Genomic DNA, 23505 nt, shown 5'->3' with positions numbered 1-23505 from the left:
AACTCTCTCTGTGCCCTCCGGGGAGGGAGGGCGGCGGGCGCACGGGGCGCGCCACGCCTTTGTTTATTGCGTGTTGACGGTGTCGTTCGAGGTGAACGGCCAGATGTTGAGCAGCGGCTTGTCCAGCGACTCGCGCCGGGCCATGGCTTCATCTGGCGTGAGGATCCACACCTCGCGCAGCAGGCCGGCCGCGTCGCGCGTGTAGTTGACCAAATACTTCTGGCCGATGATGGCGCCGGGCATCACCAGCATGTTCTGTGGGCTGCGAATGCGCGCGCCGGCGCCCAGGCGGTCGACCTTGCCGTCGAGCTCGACATCGGGCGCGTCCACCACCATGAACTTGCCGCGCAGCGTGCCAATGGGAAAGTTGCGCCCGCCCACCAGAGACTCGTTCTGGGTCTGCGGGCGGGGCACCTCGTCCTGCGCATGGGCGGACAGGCAGAACAAGCCGGCCAGGCTGGCGGCTGCTGCGCAAAAGGCAATGAAAGAGAGTGCGTTCGTGGGTGTCTTGCAGCGGTTCATGGGGTTTATCCAGAGGCTGTGGAGCGGGCATTTTAACGAGGGGGTGTTGCCCCTGCGGGCCGTCCACGGCGGGTGGTGTGCAGGCTTGAACCTGACTTGCTTTACATTTCTTTACAGGAGTGGTGAACACTGCGCGTCGGCCACTGATTCAATAGCCGATGTCAGCCCAAAGTGCACAAAAAAACCCCATGAAAAAAAATGTTGCCGTTGCCCTTGCGGGCGTGTTGATCGTAGCTGTCGCAGGCGGATGGTGGAGCATGTCCGGCGGCAAGGGCGGTGCAAAAACTGCCAAGGCGCCGGCCGCCGCCGGCTCGGGCGCAGGTGCCCCCGCGCTGGTGACGCTGGCCACCGCCCGCAAGCAGGACGTGCCCGTCACCGTGCAGGTCAACGGCAGCGTGGTGTCCCTCAACAGCGTCGACCTGCGCCCGCAGGTGACCAACACGGTGAGCGCGGTGCACGTGAAGGAGGGGCAGTTCGTCAAGTCGGGCCAGTTGCTCTTCACGCTCGACGACCGCAACGACCAGGCCAACCTGGCGCGCGCCCGGGCCCAGCAGCAAAAGGACGAGGCCACCATGGCCGACCTGGCGCGCCAGTACCAGCGCAGCCAGGACCTGGTGGCGCAGAACTTCATTGCCAAGAGCGCGGCCGACGCCACGCTGTCGCAGCTGGAGGCGCAGCGCGCCGCCGTGGCCGCCGACCGTGCCGCCGTGCAGTCGGCGCAGGTGGCGCTGGGCTATGCCACGTTGCGCGCGCCCATTGCCGGGCGCATTGGCGCCGTCAATATCTACCCGGGCACGCTGGTGCAGCCGACGCTGTCGCTGGTGACCATCACGCAGCTCGACCCGATTGCCGTGAGCTTTCCGGTGCCCGAGGGCAACCTGCAAGACCTGCTTGGCGCCGCGCGCGCGCGCTCCAAGGTCGAGGCCGTGGTGGCCGGGCGCAAGGAGCCGCTGAGCGGCACGCTCGACTTTGTCGACAACACGGTCGACCCGCAGATCGGCACCGTGCGTGCCAAGGCGGTGTTCGCCAATGCCGACCAGGGCCTGTGGCCGGGGCAGTTCGTGGGCACGCGCATCACGGTGCGTACGCTGGAAGGCGCCACGGTGGTGCCGGCCGCGGCGCTGATGATGCTGGCCGACGGCACCTCGCTCTACGTGGTGGACGAGGCGAAGACCGCCACGCGGCGCAAGGTGAAGACGTTGCACACCTTCGGCACCCAGGTTGCGGTGAGCGGCGTGGCGCCCGGCGAGCAGGTGGTGATAGAGGGCAACCAGAACGTGCGTCCGGGCGGCAAGGTGCGTGTGGACGAGAAGCCACCGGCCATTGCGCCAGGTGCGCCTGCTTCTTCAGGTTCACCAGGTTCACCAGCTTCCCCGTCGAAGGGCAACTCCAGCGTCTCCCCCGGCAGCGCCGCTTCTTCGGACGGCACCGTCGCCAAGCCAACGCAGCAGGAACGCGCATGACGCGCCGAATCCGCCGGACCCAACGGCGCATTCCCAAGCCGAGCACCGCAGCGCGCAGCGCGGAGGTTTCCCGATGAACATCTCCGAGCTCTGCATCCGCCGCCCCGCCATGACGGTGCTGCTCTCCGCCGCCGTGGTGGTGATCGGCATCTTTGCGTACTTCAGCATTCCGGTGGCTGCGCTGCCCAGCTACAACACGCCGGTCATCAACGTCAACGCGCAGCTGCCGGGCGCCAGCCCCGACACCATGGCGAGTTCGGTGGCGCTGCCGCTGGAAAAGCAGTTCTCCACCATTCCCGGCCTGCAGACCATCAGCTCGGTGAACACGCAGGGCGTGACCTCGCTCACGCTCGAGTTCGTGAGCAGCCGCGACATCGACGCCGCCGCCGTCGACGTGCAGGCCGCGCTGCTGCGCGCGCAGCGCCAGCTGCCGCAGGAGCTCACGCAGCTGCCGTCGTACCGCAAGGTGAACCCGGCCGACGCGCCGGTGCTGTTCATCGCGCTGATCTCGCCGTCCATGAACCCGGCCGAGCTCAACGACTATGCGGAGAACCTGATTTCGCCCACGCTCTCGACCATCGACGGCGTGGCCCAGGTGGGCGTGTACGGGCGCAAGGCCTTCGCGGTGCGCATCAAGGCCAATGCCGACCTGCTGAACGCACGCAACATCACGCTCGACGAACTGGCCAAGGCAGTGAACTCGGCCAACGCCAACACGCCGGTCGGTGTGCTCGACGGGCCGCGCCAGACGCTCACCATCCAGGCCAACCGCCAGCTCGTCAAAGCCGCCGACTTCGCCAAGCTCATCGTCGGCCAGCGCAACGGCTCGCCGGTGCGGCTCGACGAAGTGGCCACCGTCGAAGACAGCTTCGAGTCGGTGAAAACGTCGAGCAGCTTCAATGGGCAGGACTCCATTTCTCTGGCCGTGCAGCGCCAGCCCAATGCCAACACCGTGCAGGTGGTGGACGCGGTGCGCGCGCTCATTCCGCGCTTCAAGGCGGAGCTGCCGCAGTCGGTCGAAATTCAGATGGTGAACGACCGCTCGCTCTCCATCCGCGAAGCCGTGCACGACGTGCAGCTCACGCTGCTGGGCACCATCGCGCTGGTGGTGCTGGTGATCTTCTTGTTTCTGCACCGGCTGGTGGCCACGCTGATTCCGGCGGCCACCATTCCCATTTCGCTGATTGGCGCGGTGGCGCTGCTCTATGCCTTCGGCTACAGCCTGGACAACGTGTCGCTGCTGGGCATCACGCTGGCCGTGGGCCTGGTGGTGGACGACGCCATCGTGGTGCTCGAAAACATCATGCGTTACGTCGAAAAGGGCATGGAGCCCTTTGCGGCGGCGCTGCGCGGGGCGCGCGAGGTGGGCTTCACCATCGTGTCGATCTCCATCTCGCTGGTGGCGGTGTTCATCCCGATCTTCTTCATGCCGGGCGTCATCGGCCTTTTGTTCCATGAGTTCGCGGTCGTGGTGGCACTGGCCGTGCTGGTGTCGGCCGTGGTGTCGCTCACGCTGGTGCCGATGCTCGCGAGCCGGCTGCTCAAGCACGTGCCGCGCAAGGAAGGCGTGCACGGTGACACGGACCACGAAGAGCAGCACCCCGAGCCCGGCACCGCCATCGGCCGGGCCTTCGAGCGCGGCTACCGCGCGGTGCACGGCGGCTACATGCGCTCGCTCGACTGGACGCTGGGGCACCGCAAGGTGATGCTGCTGATTGCGGGCCTGACCTTCGTGGTCACCGGCTGGCTGTTCGCCACCATTCCCAAGGGCTTTTTCCCCGAGGAAGACATCGGCCAGATCCAGATCACCACCGAGGCGGCCGAAGACATCTCCTTCACCGCCATGAAGGCGCTGCAGGCGCGCGTGTCCGACGCGCTGCAGGCCGACCCCAGCGTGGACTACGTGAGCTCGTTCGTGGGCGTGGGCGGCCCTACCGCCACGCAGAACTCAGGCCGGCTGTTCGCCGTGCTCAAGCCGCGCAGCGAGCGCCCGCAGATGGCCAAGGTGCTGGAGTCTTTGCGCCAGCGCTTCCGCGAAATTCCGGGTGTGGCGGTCTACATGCAGCCGGTGCAGAACCTGCGCCTGGGCGGGCGGCAGAGCAAGGCGCGTTTTCAGTACACGCTGCAAAGCGTGAACGCGGGCGAGATGGTGCCGTGGGCCACCAAGCTGATGGAGCGCATGCGCGCCGACGCGGCCTTTCGCGACGTGACCAGCGACTCGCAGAACCGCGGCCTGCAGGCCACGCTGGACATCGACCGCGACAAGGCCGGCGTGCTGGGCGTGGCCGTGGGCGACCTGCGCACCGCGCTCTACAACGCGTATGGCGACCGGCAGATCGGCAGCATCTACGCGGCCAGCAACACCTACCAGGTGATTCTGTCGGCCGCCGACAGCGACCGCCAGTTCGAGGACGACGTGTCCCGCCTGTCGGTGCGCAGCACCACCGGCCGGCTGGTGCCGCTGTCGGCGTTCTCCACCATCAACCGCACGGTGGGGCCGACCTCGGTCAACCACCAGGGGCAGTTGCAGGCGGTGACGGTGTCGTTCAACCTGGCGCCCGACGTGCCGCTGGGCAACGCGACCGCCAAGATCGATCAGTTCAAGGACGAGCTGAAGATGCCGCCGTCGATCATCACCACCTACGGCGGCGATGCGGCGGTGTTCCAGAGTTCGCAGTCCAGCCAGGCGGTGTTGCTGGTGCTGGCGGTGCTGGTCATCTATGTGCTGCTGGGCGTGCTGTACGAGAGCTACATCCACCCGCTGACGATTCTGGCGGGGCTGCCGTCGGCGGCGGTGGGGGCGCTGCTGTCGCTGAAGCTCTTCGGCTTCGACCTGACGCTGATTGCCACCATCGGCATCCTGCTGTTGATCGGCATCGTGAAGAAAAACGCGATCATGCTGATCGACTTTGCGCTGGACGCGCAGCGCACCGAGGGCATGAAGCCGGTGGACGCGATCCGCGAGGCTTGCCGGTTGCGTTTTCGGCCGATCTTGATGACCACGCTGGCCGCGCTGATGGGGGCCTTGCCGCTCGCATTGGGGCTGGGAGCCGGTGCCGAGTTGCGGCAGCCGCTGGGCGTGGCGGTGGTGGGCGGGCTGATCTTTTCGCAGGTGATCACGCTGTACATCACGCCGGCCATTTACCTGGCGCTGGACCGCTACAGCGGCACGGGGCCGATGGTGGAGTTGCCTGGGGAGGCGCAAGCCAAAGCCGAAGCCGACGGTGACACGGGGCGGCCGGTGGCCTCGCACATCTAGCGCTTTACGGCGGGTCTTGTTCAGGGAGGGTCTTGTTCAGGGCGGGTGCCCAGGGCGCCGGGTACTCCCCTCCGCGAATGTCCCCCGGCCTGCGGCCTCCTCCTTTATTTCGCTGCGGGGAGTACCCGACGCCCTGAGCACTGGGGCACGCTGCTGGTGATCTCTCGATCGACTCCGGCTCTGCACTCGCGCTCAGGTCGAAGTTGCCTTGCGCAGCTGCCTGCTTCACAGATGCCGAGCGGCCATCAGTGCGAGCCAGCCGGCGAGAAACGCAATCTGCAGTCCGCCGAAGCGCCACACCACCGCCATGGTGACGGCCACAGGCAGAAGCAGAGTCGGCGCCATGCAGATCTGAATCAAGAGGTAGGCGCCCATCAGGCTGGGGCCCGCGTTCGACAATGCAATTTCAGCCGCCGGCCAACGCGACAGCCATTGCGCAGCGCCCAGACCCGACAGGCGAATGGCAATGGTGATCAACGCCATGACGACGATGGCGGTCATGGCCGCCTTCTTTGGTGGGCCCACAGCGTGGCGGCCATTCCGGCCAGGCCCGCCAACAGCACCGCCGCGGCTTGTTGATCGGTCAACCACCAGCAAATCAAACCGACTGCCGCGCCGGTGGCAACAGGCATCAGATGGCGCGGGTTCTTTTTAAGGCCAATGGGCAGCAACAACGCCATTGAAAGCGGAACGAGTGCGTCCATGCCAAAGCGATAGAGCATTTGCGGGGTGAATATCGCACCGAATTGAAATCCGGATATGCAGCCCGCCGTCCAAGCCAATGTCAGGGCCAAAGAATTGCCCAGAATGAAATTGACGTTGATCGGGCCGCGCTGCGCCGCAATATGGCATGCAGTCCAGCTGCTGTCGGTCACCATCATCGCGGCCAGCCAGGTGCGCCATTTGCTGGAATTCTTCAGATAGGGCCAAAGCGAGGCCGTGAAAATAAGATGCTTGGCGTTGAGCCCGATGGTCAATGCAATCAATGCGCCCATGTGGGCCGATTTGTTGAATTCCAGTGCGGCCAATTGCGCGGTGGCGGCATTGATGCTCAAGGCGGCGAAAATCAATTCGGCCAGCGACCAGTCGGCGTTTTTGCTGGCAACGCCCACAATAAGGCCGAACGCAAGAACCTTGGGAATGAAAGGCAGCGCTGCAATCCAGCCGTGCGAAATTCCCATTGACCTGGAAAGCGATTTTTCCATTGGAGCGTTTACACCCAGAACAGGAGTTTTTCTGGCGTAATTCCGAAAAAACCCGAAAGGGTCAGTCGCTCGCCATTGCTTGGCAATACGGCATGCGCCTGCGTGGAGCGGAAAATGATCAACTCCCCGACACGGGGGGCTACATCGACATATTCGCTTCGTTCATTGGCCAGCGCAGGGTCCTGCTCTTTGTAGATGCGTGTCTGGCCGCCGGACTCCGGCGTCTTCAGGTAGATGTTCCAGGCAAACTGATCGCTCAGGTGCGGCGCGAATGACAGGCCGGTGTTTTCGCCCGGCATCCAGTCGCGATGAATGGGCGCTTCCGGCAAAACGCGTACCGTGAAATTCATCATTCGCCTGTGCTGGTGCTCGGCAACGCCGTGTCCCAGGGCAAACGCCTTCGACGCGACCTCTTGCACACGAGGAAAAAAATTGACCAGCGTGAGAATTCGCTCTTCGAATATCTTTTCAAAGATGCGCGCCCGGCGGAAATATTCGCCGTGGTCGTCTTTGAAGCGAAAGAAATTGGGGCCTAGCTTGCCTTTGCGAACGACGCCGCCGGCCTTGTCGTCGCCGTTGTAATATTCAATGCCTATTTTTGAAATGGCATGGAGTATCAAATCGGTTTGATACTCCTGTAGAAAATTCTTGAACCGCAGTCCGGCTCGGTCTCCGGTTGAAAATTTCTTTATCGCCGTGAGGTCGGGCGCCGCACGGTGAATATCTTCAACCAACCATTTCTTTTCCTCTGCCATCATTTCCCCTGAATCGTGGGGCGATGATGGTGCCAAGTCGGGGTTTTGGTGGTATCCAGGGATACAGAAAGTCAGCTATTTTTGTAATGCAAACTGCGTAATGCCGAAACATCGAAAATGACGACTTGCCTGGCGCGCGTTTCAATGGCCACTTCTTTTGCCAGCAGGTTCAGGGTTCTGGTTACCGTGACGCGGCTCAATGCCGTCATTGCGGCAATTTTCTCGTGCGTGAGGTCGACGTGAAAATTGCGTGATTCCTGCGTCAATGGCAATTCGCTGTTCGATTGCAATCGCGCAATGCGCAAAAGCAGGTCGATCACCCGCTCCTTGGGAGGCGCCGACGCAACGCCTGCAAGTTTTTCAACAATCATCTGATTCTTGAAACCCAGCAATTGAATGAGCGAATTCGCAAGCGCCGGCATGGTGGAGAATTTTTGGCTGATATCGCCGGGGAGATAGCGGCTGAGCGTCGCCGGCGCCACCACTTGCGTTGTGGTGGGGCGAGGCTGGTTGGCAAATGCCGGGCCTTCGCCGAAGATTGCGCCCGGCCCGAATATCTCCAGCAAAAATTCCGCGCCATTGCTGCGCTGAATTGTCGAATGCACAAACCCGGATCGCAGCAGATAGAAATAACTGTGCCGCTCGCCTTCCCGGGCCAGCACGTGGCCCGTCGCCAAGCTGATGATGCTGCCCAGATGGGTGGCTTCGATCCAGGGGGTCGAAAGGGCCAGGGAGGCGTCCCAGCTGGCATAGGCGGAGGATTCGGAATTTGTTCTTTTCATTCGGCAAATCGCTTGCTTCTGTTGCGCGGCGGCGCTGCGCGCAGGCCTGTTACGTCGTCGTTTCGTCGAGCGTGTTGCCGGCAGCCAGGTGCGCCGTATCGCTCCAGCCCACCAGGCTGAAGCCCCCGGAGGTCCACAGCATGCGGTTGATGGCCGCATTGCCCAGTTGCCAGGTGCGCGGCGCCTGCAGCGGCTGGCGGGTGGCCGCGCGGTACAGCACGTCCATCACGCCGCCGTGCGCCACCAGCACCACCAGCTCGCCCGGATGGCGCGCCGCCAGTTCGGCCGCCACGCCCGTCACGCGGTCGCGAAACGTGAGCAGGCTTTCGCCGCCTTCGGGCTCGAACTCGGGGTCGCGCTCGCGCCAGCGCTTGGCCTGCTCCGGCAGGGTGGCCTCTATCTCTGCAAAGCTCATGCCCTCGAAATGGCCGAAGGCGCGCTCACGCAGCCGCGGCTCGGCTTGCACGGCCAGGCCGTGGGGCTTGGCGATGGCCTCGGCGGTTTGCCAGGCGCGCGACAGGTCGCTGGCATACACCACGCCAATGGGCTCGTCCGCCAGCGCCCCGCCGGCGCGCTGCGCCTGCCAAAGACCGGTGGCGTTGAGGCCGATGTCCAGGTGGCCCTGGATGCGGGTGTCGACGTTCCAGGCGGTTTCGCCGTGGCGCACGGCAATCAGACGGGTGGCTTCTTCCATCCGCGGGATTCTAGAAGCGCTACTTTTTGGCGGTCGACAGCTCGATGTTGACCCGGCGCTCGCCCTGCGGCGGATTGGGAAAGCCCTGCAGGGCGGCCTCGAACATCACCGGCAGGATGGCCGCGTCGAGGTTGTAGGGCCCGTCGTTGCGGGCCCGCGTTTCGTACACCACGCGGTTGGAGCCCGCCTCGCGCAGCACCACGCTCACCTCGCGCTCGTACCAGGGGTTGGCGGGCGGCGCGAACGCCGGGCCGCCGTACCAGCCGCCGCCGTACCAGCGCCGGCCGTAGTAGCCGTAGCCGCCATGGCCGTAGCCCCACGGGCCGCCATAGCCGCCGTAGCCACCATAACCACCATAGCCACCGTAGAACCACGGATCGGCCCAGGGCGACACGCCGGCCGACACGCGCGCCGCAATCTGCGCGGTGAACTGGGGCTTGGCGTCGTCACGCCGCAGGCCGGCCTTGTCGAGGGCCGCACCGGCCATGGCCTCAAGCGACTCCTGGCGCGCGCCGTCGGCCTGCTGCGAGGGCAGGCGGTCGAAGCGGTAGGTGGCGCCGGGCGCAATGGCGCCCGGGGAGGCAAAGCTCTTCACGTCGCTGTCGACCACCCAGGAGGTGGCGCAGCCGCTCAGGCTTGCGATGAGAAAGAGGGCGGAAAGCGCACGTTTCATGAGGGTCTCCGGGAGCAAATAACGCAAAGGGCACAAAGGGCACCAAGGCCCCGAATTCCCCTGGGTTGCCCGGTCAGCCCTGAACGATGCGCAGGGCCGAGGGTGCCTGGGAGAGCAGGTCGAAGGAGGGCGTGTCGAAGGCCTTGTCGCCGTTGTCGTCCGCCACGCCCGTCGCCTTCAGACCCTTGAAGTCGTGCAGCGTTCCGTCCAGCAGGTGCGACGGCACCACGTTCTGCAGCGCGGTGAACATGTTCTCCACGCGCCCGGGGTGCTTCTTTTCCCACTCGCGCAGCATTTCGCCGACCTGCTTGCGCTGCAGGTTTTCCTGGCTGCCGCACAGGGTGCACGGAATGATGGGGAACTGGCGGTGCTGGGCCCAGCGCACGGTGTCTTTTTCGGCCACGTAGGCCAGCGGGCGAATCACCACGTGCTTGCCGTCGTCGCTCACCAGCTTGGGCGGCATGCTCTTCAGCTTGCCGGCAAAGAACATGTTGAGAAAGAAGGTCTGCAGCATGTCGTCACGGTGGTGGCCCAGCGCGACCTTGGTGGCGCCCAGCTCGTCGGCCACGCGGTACAGGATGCCGCGGCGCAGCCGGCTGCACAGGCCGCAGGTGGTCTTGCCCTCGGGAATCACGCGCTTGACGATGCTGTAGGTGTCCTGGTTCTCGATGTGAAAGTCCACGCCCAGGTCGCTCAGGTACCTGGGCAGCACTTCTTCGGGAAAGCCGGGCTGCTTCTGGTCGAGGTTGACCGCCACGATGTCGAAATGAATGGGCGCGCGCGCCTTCAGCTTGAGCAGGATGTCGAGCAGCGCGTAGCTGTCCTTGCCACCCGACACGCACACCATGACCTTGTCGCCCTCCTCGATCATGTTGTAGTCGACGATGGCCTTGCCGACTTCGCGGCACAGGCGCTTTTCGAGCTTGTGCGTTTCGCGTTCGATCTTCAGGGAGTTGGCGGTGGCGTCGTCGGCGGCGGGCGCCTCGTCGATCCAGACGGCGTTCATGGTCAGGCTGCTTCGGGGAGTCGGGGGAGGGTGCGATTGTCCCCGATCCCCATGGCGCCTGCCATCCAGGCCCTTTATCGACGGTTTTTCGGCGCCTTGAGAGGCTCAGGCCGCCGGAAACGCCGTGCGCATCGCCTCCACGAAGCGCCGCAGCCTGGCCGGGTAGAAGCGTGCATACGGGTACACGACGTACACCGGCGCAGGCGCCGCCTGCCATTGCGGCGCCAGGTGCAGCAGCCGCCCGGCCGCGAGCTCGTCGGCCAGCATCCAGGTCGACAGCACGCCCACCCCCACGCCCAGCACCGCCGCGCTGCGCAGCGCATTGAGGCTGTCGGTGATCATGCGCGGGCGAATCTGCACGCGGTACGCCTCGCCCGTGGTCTCGTGGGTCAGCACGACCTCGGTGCGGTAGAAGTTGCGCGCGGCCAGCCAGGGCAGCGCCTCCAGGTCGCGGGCGTGCACCGGCGGCGGCCCGTCGGTGAAGAGCGAGGGCGCGCCCACCGCAATGCGCGGTACCTCCGACAGCCGGATCGCGACCACGCCGGGGTCGGTCACCTCGCCGACGCGGATGGCCAGGTCCACGCCCTCGGCAATGAAGTCGGGCGTGCGGTCCTGCGGGCCGTCGTGCAGCAGCCACTCGACGGTCATCTGCGGATAGCGGTGCAGGTAGGCGGCCAGCGGGCCGACCAGCAACTGTTGCCCAAAGACATGCGGCGCCACCACGCGCAGCCGCCCCTCGGGCTGGTCGCCGGCGCCGCGCACCTCGGCCTCGAAGGCGGTCCAGCTCAGGATGAGTTCGCGGGCGCGCTCGAAGCAGCGCTCGCCGTCTTCCGTGAGCTTCATGGCGTGGGTGGAGCGCTGCAGCAGCCGCACGCCCAGTGAACGCTCCAGCGCCTGCAGGCGGCGGCTCACCGTGGGCTGGGTCGTGCCCATCTGCGCAGCCGCGGCAGACAGGCTGCCGGCCTCGACGATGCGCACGAAGGTCTGCATCAGCTCGATGCGGTCGGCGGAGGTGGGGAGCGAAGTGGCCATGCGCCAAGCGTATATCTATTGTTCGAGCCAAGGCACTACCTTGGGGAGCGGCTGACGCGCACACTCCCGCCCTTGTCATCGAATCCAAGGGTTAACACCATGTCTCCCATTCAATCAACGCATGAAAAGCTGCCCGCCTCGCTGATCCTGCTGTTGGCAGCCAGCGCGGGTTTCGGCGTGGCGGCGCTGTATTACAGCCAGCCCATGTTGGGCGTGCTGGGCCCCGACATCGGCGCGTCGGCGCGGTCGGTGGGCTTTGTGCCCACGCTCACGCAACTGGGCTATGCGCTGGGCATTCTGTTGCTGGCGCCACTGGGCGACCGCTTCGACCGGCGCCGCATCATCCTTGCGAAGGCAGCGGTGCTGGTGCTGGCCCTGCTTGGCGCGGCGTTTTCGCCTTCGGTCGGCCCGCTGCTGGTGGCCAGCCTGGTGATCGGCCTGTCGGCCACGCTGGCGCAGGACGTGGTGCCGGCCGCCGCCGCGCTGGCGCCCGGGGCGCACCGCGGCAAGATCGTCGGCACGGTCATGACGGGGCTGCTGCTGGGCATCCTGCTGTCGCGCGTGCTCAGCGGCTTCGTGGCCGAGCACTTCGGCTGGCGCGCGATGTTCGCGCTGGCGGCGGTGAGCATCGCGCTCGTCGGTGCCGCGGCGGCACGTGGCCTGCCGCACCTGCGAGCGACCACGCAACTGGGCTACGGCGCCTTGCTGGGCTCGCTCGGCAAGCTGTGGCAGCGCCATGGCGCGCTGCGCCGCGCCACCCTGGCGCAGGCCCTTCTGTCGGTGGGTTTCAGCGCCTTCTGGTCGACGCTGGCCGTGATGCTGCACGGCGCGCCGTTCCATCTGGGCAGCGCCGCGGCCGGTGCCTTCGGGCTGGCCGGTGCGGCGGGTGCGCTGGCCGCGCCCATTGCCGGGCGCCTGGCCGACCGGCGCGGGCCGGAGCTGGTGATTCGCATGGGCGCCGCGCTGGTGGTGGTGTCGTTCGCCGCGATGCTGTTCGCGCCGCTGATGGCGCCCGCCGCGCGGCTCGCGCTGATCGTGGCCAGTGCAATCGGCTTCGACTTCGGCCTGCAGGCCGCGCTCATCGCGCACCAGACGGTGGTCTACGGCATCGACCCCGGTGCGCGCAGCCGGCTCAATGCGGTGTTCTTCACGGGGGTGTTCATCGGCATGGCGACCGGCTCGGCGCTGGGTGCGCTGGTGCTGGCGCAGTGGGGCTGGTCGGGTGTGGCGCTGATGGCTGCGTTGTCGGCGCTGGGTGCGCTCGGCGTGCGGATGTGGCCTGCGGGTTCCAGGCCCGCCGTAGCCTGCGGCTCAGCCGCGTGAGACCGGTGCAGCGCCGGTCACCAGTCGCCGGCTTCCATGCGGATCGCGACTTCGCAGTCGTCGAAGATTTCGAGCTTGGCAATCTTCACCCGCACGCCCACCACGCCGGGCAGTTGCAGCAGGCGCTGCACCAGCTTGCCGATGAGGCTTTCGAGCAGGTTGACGTGCTCGGCGGTGCACTCGTCGATGATGATGCGGCGCACCTTGCGGTAGTCGAGCACGTGAAAGATGTCGTCGTCCTGCGGCAGCAGCGGCTGCGGGCCGAGGCTGAGTTCGGCGTCGACCAGAATCGGCTGGGGCGCCGTCTTTTCCTGCTCGAGGATGCCCAGGTTGGCGTCGAAGCGCAGGCCCTGCAGGGTGAGGGTCTGGCGGCCCTGCGTGGCGGTGGGGTTGGCGGTAGCGGTGGGGGTGGACATGGTGCTGCTCACATGAGCGAGAAATCGCGCTCGAATTTCATCAGGTGCTGGCCGCCGTCCACCAGCAGCGTGGTGCCGGTGATCGAGCTGTTTTCCAGCGCGAACTTCACCGTGGCGCACACGTCGGCGGGGGTGGAAGAGCGGCCCAGCGGCGACAGCTTGTGCAGCTGCGCGAAGGTGGCGTCGTCCAGCATGTGGCTGGCCAGCGTGAGGCCGGGCGCCACGCCCACCACACGCACGCGCGGCGCCAGCGCCAGCGCCAGCATGGGGGTGGCGGCTTCCAGCGCGGCCTTGGAAAGCGTGTAGCTCACGAAGTCGGGGTTCGGGTTCCACAGCTTCTGGTCGAGCAGGTGCACCACCGCGCCGTGCGCGTCGCGCGCGGCCAGGTGCTCGTGCAGCGCCTGCGCCAGCAGGATGGCCGCGCCGGTGTTGCTGCGCGCATGGCGCTCCATGAGCGCGTAGCTGAAGGTGGCGGCCTCGTCGTGCTCGAACAGCGCCGCGCTGTGCACCACCGCGTCGATGCCGCGAAAGCGCGCGACCACGCGGGGCAGCAGGGCACGGGTGGCGGCCTCGTCTTCGAGGTCAGCCGCAAAGTGCGCGGAGTCGCCCGAGAGCGCCGCGCAGTCGGCCACCGTCTGCTCGGCCTCGGCGCGCGAATGGCGGTAGTGCACCGCCACCTGCCAGCCGCCCGCGGCCAGCGCCAGCGCAATCTCGCGGCCCAGCCTGCGGCCTGCGCCCGTGACGAGAACGGTGCGGCGGGGAGGGGTGGGGCGTGCGGTGCTCATGCGGAAGAACTCGGAGGAAAGAGAGAGCGGAGAGAGGACGGAGAGACAATGGCGCCGTGACGACAAAGACAACCCCCAGCAGTTTACCCACCGCCCTCGACCACCTCATTGCGCGTTCCGTCGAACGTGCGGGCGGTTGGATCGGGTTCGACCGCTTCATGGCGCTTGCGCTGTATGCGCCGGGCCTGGGCTATTACGCCAACACGTCGGCCAAGTTCGGCCACATGCCTTCGTCGGGCAGCGACTTCGTGACCGCGCCCGAACTGACGCCGATGTTCGGTGCCACCCTGGCCGCGCAGGTGGCGCAGGCGCTGGCGCAGACCGGAACCGACACGGTGTGGGAGTTTGGCGCGGGCTCCGGCGCGCTGGCGGTGCAGCTGCTGCATGCGCTGGATGAAATGGGCCGCACCGACGTGCGCTACCGCATCGTCGACCTGTCGGGCACGTTGCGCGAGCGCCAGCAGCAGGCGCTGGTTCGGCATGCGGGCCGCGTCGAGTGGCTCAACGAACTGCCCGAGACGATGGAAGGCGTGGTGGTCGGCAACGAGGTGCTCGACGCGATGCCGGTGCAGCTGCTGGCGCGCGTCGGCGGCCAGTGGTTCGAGCGCGGGGTGGTGCGCAACGCCGAAGGCAACGGCTGGACCTGGGCCGACCGCGAGACCGCATTGCGCCCGCCGGTGGAGCCGGCCGGCGAACACGACTACCTTACGGAAATTCATCCGCAGGCCAGGGCCTTCATTGCGACGCTGGCGGACCGGCTGAAGAAGGGCGCGGCCTTTTTCATCGACTACGGTTTTCCCGAGGGCGAGTACTACCACCCGCAGCGCCACATGGGCACCGTGATGTGCCACCGCGCGCACCAGGCCGATGGCGATCCGCTGGCCGACGTGGGCTACAAGGACATCACCGCGCATGTGGACTTCACCGGCATCGCGCTGGCCGGGCAGGACGCGGGGCTCGAAGTGCTGGGCTACACGAGCCAGGCGCGGTTTCTGCTGAACTGCGGGCTGCTGGCGCACATGGAGGCCGGGTCGGTCGCCGAGCGCGCGATGGCGGCGCGGCTCATTCACGAGCACGAGATGGGCGAGCTGTTCAAGGTGGTGGGCTTTGCCGTCGGCCAGCCGTGGGACGCGATGGGTTTTGCCGAAGGCGACCGCAGCCACACGCTGTGAGCCGACGGGCCCGGGGGCTCCGAACAAAGTCATAAGCTAGCAACGAAGAGTTCGTTTGGGAACGGCGGGCAGGCCCCTACATTCGCGGCATGACAGCCGTTCTTTCCCACGCACCAGAGGCCGAGGCGCCCACGCAGCATTTTGAAGTGCGCCCCTTCCGCGCCCCGGTGGGCGCTGAAATCGTCGGCCTCGACATCGCCCGGCCCATCAACGCCGAAGACTTCCGGCGCATTCACCGCGCGCACCTCGATCACCACGTGCTGGTGTTTCGCGACCAGCAGGTCAGCCCGCAGGCCCACATCGATTTCAGCCGCCGCTTCGGCCCGCTCGAGATTCATGTGCTGCACCAGTTCCAGCTGAAGAACCACCCCGAGATTCTCATCGTCTCCAACATCAAGGAGAACGGCGAACCCATTGGGCTGGGCGACGCCGGCGTCTACTGGCATTCGGACATCTCGTACAAGCCGAAGCCCAGCCTCGGCTCTTTGCTGCATGCACAAGAGCTGCCCAGCGAAGGCGGCGACACGCTCTTTGCCGACCAGCACCTTGCATGGGACGCGCTGAGCCCCGCGCTGCAGCAGCGCGTGTTGCCGCTGAAGGCCGAGCACAGCTACCTTGCCAAGTACGAAGAACTGCGCGCCAAGAACCCCTGGCGCCCCAAGCTCTCGCAGGCGCAGATCGACCAGGTGGCGCCCGCCGTGCAGCCCGTGGTGCGCACGCACCCTGAAACCGGCCGCAAGGCGCTGTTCGTCAGCGAGCATTTCACGACGCGCATCGTCGGCCTGCCGCAGCACGAAAGCGACGCGCTGCTGGCCGAGCTGTTCGCGCACAGCGTGAAGCCCGAGTTCGTGTTCCGCCACACGTGGGCACCGCACGACCTGGTGTTCTGGGACAACCGATCGCTGATGCACCTGGCGGCCGGCACGCCCGACCACCTGCGCCGCAGGCTGAACCGCACCACCATCGTGGGCGACACGCCTTTCTGATTTCTTCTCCTTCGCCTTCCTCTTTTTCGGACCGATTTCCATGAACCGCTTCACGCGCAAAGCCGCCGCATTCGTCACCGGCCTCGGCCTTCTTGCCGGCAGCCTTTCTCTTTCTGTTTCCGCGCACGCCGAAGGTCGGATCCGCATTGCCGAGCAGTTCGGCATCGTCTACCTGCTGCTCAACGTGGCGCAGGAACAAAAGCTCATCGAGAAGCATGCGAAGGCCGCGGGTGTGGACGCCAAGGTCGAGTGGATCAAGCTCTCGGGCGGCTCGGCGGTGAACGACGCGCTGCTGTCCGGCAACATCGAAATTGCGGGCGCCGGCGTGGGCCCGCTGCTCACGCTGTGGGACCGCACCAAGGGCAAGCAGAACGTGAAGGGCGTGGCCTCGCTGGGCAACTTTCCGTACTACCTGGTGAGCAACAACCCCAAGGTGAAGAGCATTGCCGACTTCACGGAGAAGGACCGCATCGCGCTGCCCGCCGTGGGCGTGTCGGTGCAGTCGCGCGTGCTGCAGTTCGCCTCGGCCAAGCTGTGGGGCGACAAGGAGTTCAACCGGCTCGACAAGATCAGCGTGGCACTGCCGCACCCGGATGCGGCCGCGGCCATCATCAAGGGCGGCACGGAGATCACCGGGCACTTCGGCAACCCGCCGTTTCAGGAGCAGGAGCTTGCGGGTAATTCGAATGCGCACATCGTGCTGAATTCTTACCAGGTGCTGGGCGGGCCGTCGTCGGCCACCGTGCTGTACGCGACGGAGAAATTCCGCAACGAGAACCCGAAGACGTACAAGGCCTTCGTCGATGCGCTCGATGAAGCCGCCAGGTTCGTCACGGCCAACCCGGAGAAGGCGGCGGACATCTACCTGAAGGTGAGCAACGCCAAGCTCGACCGCGAGCTGCTGCTGAAGATCATCAAGAACCCCGAGGTGCAGTTCAAGACCACGCCTCAGAACACGTACCCGCTGGCGGAGTTCATGCACCGGGTGGGGGCGATCAAGAACAAGCCTGCTTCGGTGAAGGATTATTTCTTTGACGATGCGCAGAATGCGTCGGGGAATTGATGGGCACCGCAGCGGTATTGCCTTCCCGGGCTGACTCCCTCTCCCATCGGGAGAGGGCGGGGGTGAGGGGGGAGCCTTTGGCATCGTCGCCGACCCTCACCCCAACCCTCTCCCGCGAGCGGGAGAGGGGGCAAGAGGCGCCGCCGCTGCTGCAAGTCGACGCCGTCAGCCTCGACTACCGCACCCCCGAGCGCGTCGTGCGCGCCACGCACCGCGTGAGCTTCGACGTGCACGCCGCCGACCGCTTCGTGCTGCTCGGCCCCTCGGGCTGCGGCAAGTCGACGCTGCTGAAGGCCATTGCCGGCTTCATTCCTCCGGTCGAAGGCGAGATTCGCCTGGGCGGTGCGCGCGTCATGCAGCCCGGCCCCGACCGCATCGTCGTGTTCCAGGAGTTCGACCAGCTGCCGCCGTGGAAGACGGTCAAGCAGAACGTGATGTTCCCGCTGCTGGCCTCGCGCACGCTGGGCCGCAAGGAAGCCGCCGAGCGCGCGCTGCACTACCTCGACAAGGTGGGCCTGGCCAGGTTTGCCGACGTGCATCCGCACCAGCTCTCCGGCGGCATGAAGCAGCGCGTGGCCATTGCCCGCGCGCTGGCCATGCAGCCGCGCGTGCTGCTGATGGACGAGCCCTTTGCCGCCCTGGACGCGCTCACGCGCCGCAAGATGCAGCAGGAGCTGCTCGAGCTGTGGGACGAGGTGCGCTTCACGCTGCTGTTCGTCACGCACTCGATCGAAGAGGCGCTGGTGGTGGGCAACCGCGTCGCGCTGCTGTCGCCGCACCCGGGGCGCATGCGCGCGGAAATCAACAGCCACGGCTTCTCGCTGGCGAGCCTGGGGGGTGCGGAGTTTCAGAGCACGGCGCAGCGCATTCACGACATGCTGTTCGAGGAAGAACCCGAAGCGGCGGCCGTGCCATGAGCCCGGTCTTCCTCCCTCCCCTCCCGGGGGAGGGCAGGGGTGGGGGCACAGCGGCCTCCGCAACAACGCGGCGCCTTATCGAAGGCCTGCCCCCATCCCAACCTTCCCCCGGAAGGGGAAGGAGCAATACCCAATGAGCACTCTCACGCCTCCCATCCGTCCCGAATACGAACGCACACTCGAGCCCTTCACCGAGCTGCCCGTCGAACGCAGCCTGCCCCTGGGCACGCGCATCTGGTCGCAGGCCTGGCTGCGCAAGGGCCTGATCCTCATCGTCATTGCCGTGCTGTGGGAGTTGGCCGCGCGCTGGCAAGACAACGACCTGCTGCTGCCCACCTTCACCGCCACCGCACGCGCGCTGGTCGAGGGCATCGCCAGCGGCGAGCTGATCGAGAAGGTGCGCATTTCGCTCGCCGTGCTGCTGCAGGGCTACATCGCCGGCGTGCTGCTGGCCTTTGCGCTCACCACGCTGGCGGTGTCAACGCAGATCGGCCGCGACCTGCTGGACACGCTCACCGCCATGTTCAACCCGCTGCCCGCGATTGCGCTGCTGCCCCTGGCGCTGCTGTGGTTCGGCCTGGGGCGGGGCAGCTTGGTGTTCGTGCTGATTCATTCGGTGCTGTGGCCGCTGGCGCTTAACACCTATGCGGGCTTTCAGGGCGTGCCCGAAACGCTGCGCATGGCGGGGCGCAACTACGGCCTGAAGGGGCTGCGCTATGTGCTGCAGATCTTGGTGCCGGCCGCGCTGCCGTCGATTCTTTCGGGGTTGAAGATCGGCTGGGCTTTTGCGTGGCGCACGCTGATTGCGGCCGAGTTGGTGTTCGGTGCGTCGTCGGGCAAGGGCGGGCTGGGCTGGTACATCTTTCAGAACCGCAACGAGCTCTACACCGACCGCGTGTTCGCGGGCCTGGCCATGGTGGTGCTCATCGGCCTGCTGGTGGAGACCCTGGGCTTCAAGACGCTCGAGCGGCTCACGGTGCGCCGCTGGGGCCAGCAGCGCTGAAGCCGGTCAAGGCCGATCAGCTGCTGGACTTCTTCGTGCCCTGGCGCAGCGCGCGCAGCTCGCCGTTGAGAAACTCGCTGGCGTCGCGCACCGCGCCATCGTGCAGCTTCACCCGGTAGGCCTGGCCCGTCATTTCAGAGTGCGAGGCGCAGCGCGCAATGAAGTCTTCCGCCGTGACCAGCTCCTTTTTGAAGTGGTCGTACTTCGCCTGCATGTGCTTGGCGGCGTCGGCGGCGTTGTATTCGCTGCCGTTGCGCAGGAAGACCATCGACGACATCTTCGCCACGCGCTGGATCAGCGTGTCGATCAGCTGGCCCTCCGTGGCGGAGGGGGTGGCGTGGGCCAGCAGGGCGGAGGCGCCCAGCAGGAGCGTGAGCAGCGCCGCGCGCAGGTGTTTCAAGGAAGCCATGTGGTGTGCCATGTGTTGCTTTAGCTGGCAATTTCCGGGCCATGCTAGGTGCATCGGCCCCGCCGTGTCAAACCCCGGCCGGCTCGGGTCTAATCGCAGGTTTTGGCACGTGTTCTCCTCTCTCCCATGAGCTCCTCCCCCTCCGTGACCCCCGACCTGTCGTCGATTGCCCAGGCGCTTGCCGATGCCGCCGCCGCGCAGTCGATGCACTACTTCCGCACGCCGCTGGACATCATCACCAAGGCCGACGAGAGCCCCGTCACGCTGGCCGACCGCGCCGCCGAGACGGCCATGCGCGAGATCCTCGGCCAGCGCGTGCCCGCCGACGGCATCTACGGCGAAGAGCACGGCCCGGAGCGGCTGGAGGCCGAGCGCGTGTGGGTGCTCGACCCGATCGACGGCACGCGCAGCTTTATTACCGGTTCGCCGCTGTGGGGCACGCTCATCGGCGTGCTGCAGGCCGGGCGCGTGGTGCTGGGCATGGTCGACATGCCGGTGCTCAAGGAGCGCTGGATCGGCCAGGCCGGCAAGGGCGCCACGCGAAACGGCCAGCCCGTGCGCGTGAGTGGCTGCACCGAGGTGGCCCAGGCCCGCATCGTGACAACCTCGCCGGACATCTTTGCGCCGGCCGACTGGCAGGCCTTCGACCGGCTCAGCCGCCAGTGCGCCATGCGCCGTTTTGGCGGCGACTGCTACGGCTACGCCCAGCTCGCGGGCGGCACCATCGACCTGGTGGTGGAAACCGGCCTGCAGCCCTACGACTACCTGGGCCCGGCCGGGCTGATCGAGGCGGCCGGCGGCGTCATCACCGACTGGCAGGGCCAGCCGCTGGGCCTGAAGTCCGACGGACGGGTGATTGCGGCCGCAACGCACGAACTTCACCGACAAGCAATGGCTGTGCTCTCGGCCTAGACTGTCTGCATGTTTCGCTGGCTGATCGTCGTTGTCCTTGCTTTGGTGCTCATGAGCGGCCTGACCGCCTGGCTGCGCCGCTTCGGCTTCGGACGGCTGCCCGGCGACTTCGAGTTCCGCGCCTTCGGCCGCGCGTGGCAGTTGCCGATTGCCAGCACCATGGTGCTGAGCATGATTGCCGCGCTGGTCGCGCGCCTTCTGTAGAAAAGACAAACCGCAATGAGAGCCTGCGTAGACATCGGTGGCACCAAGGTGGCCGTGAGCCTTTCCGCTTCCAGCGAGGCACCGCTGGTCGGTCGCCGCAGCGAGCCGACCGCCAAGACCGGCGACAACGACGCCGTGGCGGTGCAGATCCTGCGGATGATCGACGAGGTCTGCGCTGAACAAGGGGTGGACGCGGCGAGCATCGAGCGCGTGGGCGTGTCTTCCACCGGGCCCTTCGAGTTGCGCGACGGCATGGTCGAGCTGGCCACGCCCAACATCTGCGGCGGCATTGCCGGCCCCTCGCGCGGCCTGCCCAATGCATGGATGACCGCCATCGTCGAGGCACCGCTGGCCAAGCGCTTTGCCCACGTGCGCGTGGAGAACGACGCGGTTGCCGCGCTGGAGGCAGAGCGCCACTGGGGCGCGCTGAAGGGCATCGACGACTGCGCCTATGTCACCTGGAGCACCGGCGTGGGCGTGGGCCTGTGCGTGGGGGGCCGGGCGCTGCGCGGCAAGAACGGCAACGCGGGCCACGCGGGCCACAGCTTCGTGGTGGACGACGACAGCAACGCGCTGTGCGGCTGCGGCAACGTCGGTGACGTCGAGGGGCTGACTGCCGGCAACTCGATTGCGCGGCGCTTCGGCCAGCCCCCGGCCGAACTTTTCACGGCCGCGGCGGCCGGCGAGCCGAAGGCGCTCGAAACCGTCGACGCGCTGTGCCGCGTGATGGGCCGCATGCTCTACAACCTGGTCATCACGCTCGACCTGCAGCGCATCAGCCTGGGGGGCAGCGTGTTCTGGCACCACCAGGAATTCTTGTTGCCGCGGCTGCAGGCGCAGATCGACGGCAAGCTGCTGCCGCTCACGCGCGGTGTCACGCTCGTGCCCGCGGGCCTGGGTGACAAGGTCGGCGACTACGCCGCGCTGGCGCTGCTCGACTGAGCAGGCGCGCCACTTTCTCCAAGACAACCCGGCGCCCCATGAACGCGTCGCCCCGCCGCCCCGGTTTCGCCTACCTGCTGCTTGCCGTGGGCGGCTGGCTGGGTGCGCACCGCTTCTATCTGGGCAGCTATGTCGGCGGTGCCGGGCAGCTGGCCCTGCTGTCGTTCGGGCTCAGCGGCCAGCGCGGCGCGCGCTTCGGCCTGCTGCTGTTGCTGCCGTGGCTGCTGTTCGACATCTACTGGGTGTACCGCCGCACCCGGCATGCGGGGCCGCAGGGTGCCCAGCGTTCCGCCCGCGCGCCAACGCGGGACTACGACCCCGCCGGCCTCGCCGAAGCCGACCAGTTGCAGGCGCAGTTCGTCGCCGCTGCGGAGGCGCACGATTGGCCGAAGGCCGTGGCCATCGGCGAGCAGATCGTCGCCACCGCGCGCGGTGTGTTCCAGGGTCCGCACCAGAACCTGGCGATGTCGCTGTGCATGCTGGGCCAAGCCTGCTACCAGCTCAAGGCCTTCGACAAGGCCAAGGCCGCCATCGAAGAAAGCCTGGCCATCGGCCGCAAGGTCGGCATGCCCGACGAAGACATGGACATCGCCCGCAAGGCGCTGGCCGTCACCCTGGCGGGCATTGCACAGCGCAACGCAAGCGGAGCGGCGTCCGACCAGGCCGCCGTGCTGATGAACCTGCTCGAAGACCGCGAGACGCGCTGCCACGAGGCGCTGGCCCATGGCGACCTGCAGCGCGCCGAGAAGCTGGGCGCCGAGGCGGTTGCCGCCAGCCGCGAGCTGTGCGGCGGCCCCGGCAAGGCCGTGGTGCGCCAGCTGGCCGCCTACGCGGAGCTGTGCCGCCGGCTGCAGTGGAACGACAAGGCGGAGGCATCAGCGCACGAGGCGCTGGCCATGATCGGCGAGCTGGGCCTTGACGATGGTTGGCGGCGTGGGCCGACCAACACCCTGGCGCTGCTGCATGCCGCGGCCGGCCGCGCCGACGAGGCCGAGGCGCTTTACAAGAAAACCATTGCCATGGCCGTCGCCGAGGCGAAGGGTGGCTCCAGCGACAGCGTGGTGCGCGCCTTCAACAACCTGGCGTTCTTGTATGCCGAGTCGGGCCAGGAAGCCAAGGCCGAGCTCTGCTACGCCCGCGCGCTGGTGCACCTGGACAAGATGAGCGAAGCCAACGTGCAGGGCGATGCCGAGCTGCATGCCCACATGCTCAACAACTTCGGCGGCCTGCGCATGGCGCGGCGCGACTTCGATGGCGCGCGGCCTCTGTACGAGCGCTCGCTGGCCATTCAGCAGCGCAGCTGCCGCGGCATATCGACCGCCGCGGCCAACGCGCACAACGACCTGGGCCTCATCGCGCAGGACGAGGGCGACCTGCGCCAGGCGCTGATGCACTTTCAGCGCACGCTGTTGCTCAACCAGATCTGCACGCCCGACCACTTCAAGAACATCGCGGGCGCGCAGCGCAACGTCGACGACGTGAGCATGGTGCTGGCGGCGGTGGCGCGCGCCGCGCGCATGGAGCCCAGCACATGAGCATTGGCGGGGCCTTTCATGCGCTGGACCGCTACCGGCTGCGCGCGCTGGTGATCGATCCGTCGACCGTGTCCGGCTTCCTGAACACGCCGCCAACGCAGGGCGGCCCGCACGCGCACCAGACGGTGGAGCAGGCCTGGGACGTGGTGCGCACGCTGCTGCCCGATGCAGTGGACGGCGAGATGCTGGACGGCACCGACGGCCTGGGCTGCATCTACCTCACGGCCGCGCATGTCGAGCGCGCGGCGGCGCGGTTGGCGCAGTGCGATGTGCAGGCGCTGGTCGGGCGTTTCACGGGCGAGCCGGAGCGGTTCGCCGACCTCTACTGGGCCAAGGTCTGGCAGGACGGCGCGCGCGACCTGGCAGGCTGTCTGCACGATGTGAAGCGCTTTTTTGCGGGTGCCGCCGAGCGGCGCGACGCGGTCGTCTTCTACATCGCCTGAGCTG

The 23505-nt window shown here is 66.9% G+C and carries 25 protein-coding genes; 13 read left to right on the top strand and 12 right to left on the bottom strand.

Annotation, left to right across the window (positions count from 1 at the left end; translation table 11 throughout):
• Positions 1-63: 63 nt before the first annotated feature.
• Positions 64-522, bottom strand: coding sequence for a hypothetical protein (locus VLK31_RS04675; RefSeq protein WP_409167193.1), 459 nt, complete (start codon positions 520-522; stop codon positions 64-66).
• 257 nt (positions 523-779) lie between these two features.
• Between VLK31_RS04675 and VLK31_RS04670 the strand changes: the two genes are divergently transcribed.
• Together VLK31_RS04670 and VLK31_RS04665 are read left to right on the top strand one after the other, a co-directional pair.
• The gene (locus tag VLK31_RS04670) at positions 780-1985 is read left to right on the top strand and encodes an efflux RND transporter periplasmic adaptor subunit (RefSeq protein WP_409167365.1); all 1206 of its coding nucleotides are present in this window, start codon (positions 780-782) and stop codon (positions 1983-1985) included.
• Between the two features lie 73 nt (positions 1986-2058).
• Positions 2059-5244 carry an efflux RND transporter permease subunit gene (locus tag VLK31_RS04665; RefSeq protein WP_409167192.1) on the top strand — a complete coding sequence of 1062 codons (3186 nt, stop codon included), beginning with the start codon at positions 2059-2061 and terminating at the stop codon, positions 5242-5244.
• Between the two features lie 225 nt (positions 5245-5469).
• Here VLK31_RS04665 and VLK31_RS04660 read toward each other — a convergent pair whose 3' ends face one another.
• The 8 genes from VLK31_RS04660 to VLK31_RS04625 all read right to left on the bottom strand — a co-directional run bounded on the left by VLK31_RS04660 (position 5470) and on the right by VLK31_RS04625 (position 11391).
• Positions 5470-5745 (bottom strand): hypothetical protein, encoded by a 276-nt coding sequence (locus VLK31_RS04660; protein ID WP_409167191.1) that lies wholly within the window; start codon positions 5743-5745, stop codon positions 5470-5472.
• Positions 5742-6449: an AzlC family ABC transporter permease gene (locus tag VLK31_RS04655; RefSeq protein WP_409167190.1), complete on the bottom strand. Its 708-nt coding sequence runs from the start codon at positions 6447-6449 to the stop codon at positions 5742-5744. The genes VLK31_RS04660 and VLK31_RS04655 overlap by 4 nt, the downstream gene beginning before the upstream one ends.
• Positions 6450-6457: 8 nt before the next feature.
• Complete coding sequence (locus VLK31_RS04650; RefSeq protein WP_409167189.1) at positions 6458-7240, bottom strand: 2OG-Fe(II) oxygenase; 783 nt, start codon at positions 7238-7240, stop codon at positions 6458-6460.
• A gap of 35 nt (positions 7241-7275) precedes the next feature.
• The gene (locus VLK31_RS04645; RefSeq protein WP_409167188.1) at positions 7276-7986 is read right to left on the bottom strand and encodes a Crp/Fnr family transcriptional regulator; all 711 of its coding nucleotides are present in this window, start codon (positions 7984-7986) and stop codon (positions 7276-7278) included.
• Positions 7987-8035: 49 nt separating this feature from the next.
• A complete protein-coding gene (locus VLK31_RS04640) occupies positions 8036-8680 on the bottom strand; it encodes a histidine phosphatase family protein (RefSeq protein ID WP_409167187.1) in 645 nt (214 codons plus the stop codon).
• Positions 8681-8699: 19 nt separating this feature from the next.
• A complete protein-coding gene (locus VLK31_RS04635) occupies positions 8700-9353 on the bottom strand; it encodes a DUF4136 domain-containing protein (RefSeq protein ID WP_409167186.1) in 654 nt (217 codons plus the stop codon).
• A gap of 73 nt (positions 9354-9426) precedes the next feature.
• Positions 9427-10359, bottom strand: coding sequence for a tRNA 2-thiocytidine(32) synthetase TtcA (gene ttcA, locus VLK31_RS04630; protein ID WP_409167185.1), 933 nt, complete (start codon positions 10357-10359; stop codon positions 9427-9429).
• Between the two features lie 105 nt (positions 10360-10464).
• A complete protein-coding gene (locus tag VLK31_RS04625; RefSeq protein WP_409167184.1) occupies positions 10465-11391 on the bottom strand; it encodes a LysR family transcriptional regulator in 927 nt (308 codons plus the stop codon).
• Between the two features lie 99 nt (positions 11392-11490).
• Between VLK31_RS04625 and VLK31_RS04620 the strand changes: the two genes are divergently transcribed.
• Positions 11491-12714: an MFS transporter gene (locus VLK31_RS04620; protein ID WP_409167183.1), complete on the top strand. Its 1224-nt coding sequence runs from the start codon at positions 11491-11493 to the stop codon at positions 12712-12714.
• A gap of 17 nt (positions 12715-12731) precedes the next feature.
• Here the strand turns inward: VLK31_RS04620 and VLK31_RS04615 are convergent, their stop codons facing one another.
• Positions 12732-13130, bottom strand: a complete 399-nt coding sequence (locus VLK31_RS04615; RefSeq protein ID WP_409167182.1) for a dihydroneopterin aldolase — start codon at positions 13128-13130, stop codon at positions 12732-12734.
• 8 nt (positions 13131-13138) lie between these two features.
• Complete coding sequence (locus VLK31_RS04610) at positions 13139-13915, bottom strand: SDR family oxidoreductase (protein ID WP_409167181.1); 777 nt, start codon at positions 13913-13915, stop codon at positions 13139-13141.
• Positions 13916-13971: 56 nt separating this feature from the next.
• Here VLK31_RS04610 and VLK31_RS04605 point away from each other — a divergent pair, with 56 nt between their 5' ends.
• The 5 genes from VLK31_RS04605 (at position 13972) to VLK31_RS04585 (ending at position 19056) form a co-directional block, all read left to right on the top strand.
• Complete coding sequence (locus VLK31_RS04605) at positions 13972-15087, top strand: class I SAM-dependent methyltransferase (protein WP_409167180.1); 1116 nt, start codon at positions 13972-13974, stop codon at positions 15085-15087.
• An 89-nt stretch (positions 15088-15176) separates the two neighbouring features.
• Positions 15177-16073: a TauD/TfdA dioxygenase family protein gene (locus tag VLK31_RS04600; protein ID WP_409167179.1), complete on the top strand. Its 897-nt coding sequence runs from the start codon at positions 15177-15179 to the stop codon at positions 16071-16073.
• A 40-nt stretch (positions 16074-16113) separates the two neighbouring features.
• Positions 16114-17136 carry an ABC transporter substrate-binding protein gene (locus tag VLK31_RS04595; protein ID WP_409167178.1) on the top strand — a complete coding sequence of 341 codons (1023 nt, stop codon included), beginning with the start codon at positions 16114-16116 and terminating at the stop codon, positions 17134-17136.
• Positions 17136-18053, top strand: coding sequence for an ABC transporter ATP-binding protein (locus VLK31_RS04590; protein ID WP_409167177.1), 918 nt, complete (start codon positions 17136-17138; stop codon positions 18051-18053). Before VLK31_RS04595 ends, VLK31_RS04590 begins: the two co-directional genes overlap by 1 nt.
• 133 nt (positions 18054-18186) lie before the next feature.
• Positions 18187-19056 carry an ABC transporter permease gene (locus tag VLK31_RS04585; RefSeq protein WP_409167176.1) on the top strand — a complete coding sequence of 290 codons (870 nt, stop codon included), beginning with the start codon at positions 18187-18189 and terminating at the stop codon, positions 19054-19056.
• A gap of 16 nt (positions 19057-19072) precedes the next feature.
• Here the strand turns inward: VLK31_RS04585 and VLK31_RS04580 are convergent, their stop codons facing one another.
• Positions 19073-19465, bottom strand: coding sequence for a DUF5329 family protein (locus tag VLK31_RS04580; protein WP_409167175.1), 393 nt, complete (start codon positions 19463-19465; stop codon positions 19073-19075).
• A gap of 126 nt (positions 19466-19591) precedes the next feature.
• Between VLK31_RS04580 and hisN the strand changes: the two genes are divergently transcribed.
• From hisN to VLK31_RS04555, 5 genes are read left to right on the top strand one after another with little or no spacing between them, the layout of a single operon-like run.
• Positions 19592-20377 carry a histidinol-phosphatase gene (gene hisN / locus VLK31_RS04575; RefSeq protein WP_409167174.1) on the top strand — a complete coding sequence of 262 codons (786 nt, stop codon included), beginning with the start codon at positions 19592-19594 and terminating at the stop codon, positions 20375-20377.
• 9 nt (positions 20378-20386) lie between these two features.
• A complete protein-coding gene (locus tag VLK31_RS04570; protein ID WP_409167173.1) occupies positions 20387-20581 on the top strand; it encodes a DUF2905 domain-containing protein in 195 nt (64 codons plus the stop codon).
• A 15-nt stretch (positions 20582-20596) separates the two neighbouring features.
• On the top strand, positions 20597-21523 hold the full coding sequence (locus VLK31_RS04565) for an ROK family protein (RefSeq protein ID WP_409167172.1): 927 nt from the start codon (positions 20597-20599) through the stop codon (positions 21521-21523).
• 38 nt (positions 21524-21561) lie between these two features.
• Positions 21562-23058: a tetratricopeptide repeat protein gene (locus tag VLK31_RS04560; protein ID WP_409167171.1), complete on the top strand. Its 1497-nt coding sequence runs from the start codon at positions 21562-21564 to the stop codon at positions 23056-23058.
• Positions 23055-23501 carry a DUF1877 family protein gene (locus VLK31_RS04555; protein ID WP_409167170.1) on the top strand — a complete coding sequence of 149 codons (447 nt, stop codon included), beginning with the start codon at positions 23055-23057 and terminating at the stop codon, positions 23499-23501. The genes VLK31_RS04560 and VLK31_RS04555 overlap by 4 nt, the downstream gene beginning before the upstream one ends.
• The last annotated feature ends 4 nt before the right edge of the window (positions 23502-23505 follow it).

The organism is Variovorax sp. H27-G14 (assembly GCF_046156345.1).
Taxonomy (GTDB): Bacteria; Pseudomonadota; Gammaproteobacteria; order Burkholderiales; family Burkholderiaceae_C; genus Variovorax.
This window is presented reverse-complemented; position numbering and strand designations above follow the sequence as displayed.

Coding starts and splice junctions, on each gene's coding strand:
- VLK31_RS04675 (WP_409167193.1), bottom strand. CDS start 522: ATGAACCGCTGCAAGACACCCACGAACGCACTCTCTTTCATTGCCTTT.
- VLK31_RS04670 (WP_409167365.1), top strand. CDS start 780: ATGTCCGGCGGCAAGGGCGGTGCAAAAACTGCCAAGGCGCCGGCCGCC.
- VLK31_RS04665 (WP_409167192.1), top strand. CDS start 2,059: ATGAACATCTCCGAGCTCTGCATCCGCCGCCCCGCCATGACGGTGCTG.
- VLK31_RS04660 (WP_409167191.1), bottom strand. CDS start 5,745: ATGACCGCCATCGTCGTCATGGCGTTGATCACCATTGCCATTCGCCTG.
- VLK31_RS04655 (WP_409167190.1), bottom strand. CDS start 6,449: ATGGAAAAATCGCTTTCCAGGTCAATGGGAATTTCGCACGGCTGGATT.
- VLK31_RS04645 (WP_409167188.1), bottom strand. CDS start 7,986: ATGAAAAGAACAAATTCCGAATCCTCCGCCTATGCCAGCTGGGACGCC.
- VLK31_RS04640 (WP_409167187.1), bottom strand. CDS start 8,680: ATGGAAGAAGCCACCCGTCTGATTGCCGTGCGCCACGGCGAAACCGCC.
- VLK31_RS04635 (WP_409167186.1), bottom strand. CDS start 9,353: ATGAAACGTGCGCTTTCCGCCCTCTTTCTCATCGCAAGCCTGAGCGGC.
- ttcA (WP_409167185.1), bottom strand. CDS start 10,359: ATGAACGCCGTCTGGATCGACGAGGCGCCCGCCGCCGACGACGCCACC.
- VLK31_RS04625 (WP_409167184.1), bottom strand. CDS start 11,391: ATGGCCACTTCGCTCCCCACCTCCGCCGACCGCATCGAGCTGATGCAG.
- VLK31_RS04620 (WP_409167183.1), top strand. CDS start 11,491: ATGTCTCCCATTCAATCAACGCATGAAAAGCTGCCCGCCTCGCTGATC.
- VLK31_RS04615 (WP_409167182.1), bottom strand. CDS start 13,130: ATGTCCACCCCCACCGCTACCGCCAACCCCACCGCCACGCAGGGCCGC.
- VLK31_RS04610 (WP_409167181.1), bottom strand. CDS start 13,915: ATGAGCACCGCACGCCCCACCCCTCCCCGCCGCACCGTTCTCGTCACG.
- VLK31_RS04600 (WP_409167179.1), top strand. CDS start 15,177: ATGACAGCCGTTCTTTCCCACGCACCAGAGGCCGAGGCGCCCACGCAG.
- VLK31_RS04595 (WP_409167178.1), top strand. CDS start 16,114: ATGAACCGCTTCACGCGCAAAGCCGCCGCATTCGTCACCGGCCTCGGC.
- VLK31_RS04590 (WP_409167177.1), top strand. CDS start 17,136: ATGGGCACCGCAGCGGTATTGCCTTCCCGGGCTGACTCCCTCTCCCAT.
- VLK31_RS04585 (WP_409167176.1), top strand. CDS start 18,187: ATGAGCACTCTCACGCCTCCCATCCGTCCCGAATACGAACGCACACTC.
- VLK31_RS04580 (WP_409167175.1), bottom strand. CDS start 19,465: ATGGCTTCCTTGAAACACCTGCGCGCGGCGCTGCTCACGCTCCTGCTG.
- hisN (WP_409167174.1), top strand. CDS start 19,592: ATGAGCTCCTCCCCCTCCGTGACCCCCGACCTGTCGTCGATTGCCCAG.
- VLK31_RS04570 (WP_409167173.1), top strand. CDS start 20,387: ATGTTTCGCTGGCTGATCGTCGTTGTCCTTGCTTTGGTGCTCATGAGC.
- VLK31_RS04565 (WP_409167172.1), top strand. CDS start 20,597: ATGAGAGCCTGCGTAGACATCGGTGGCACCAAGGTGGCCGTGAGCCTT.
- VLK31_RS04560 (WP_409167171.1), top strand. CDS start 21,562: ATGAACGCGTCGCCCCGCCGCCCCGGTTTCGCCTACCTGCTGCTTGCC.
- VLK31_RS04555 (WP_409167170.1), top strand. CDS start 23,055: ATGAGCATTGGCGGGGCCTTTCATGCGCTGGACCGCTACCGGCTGCGC.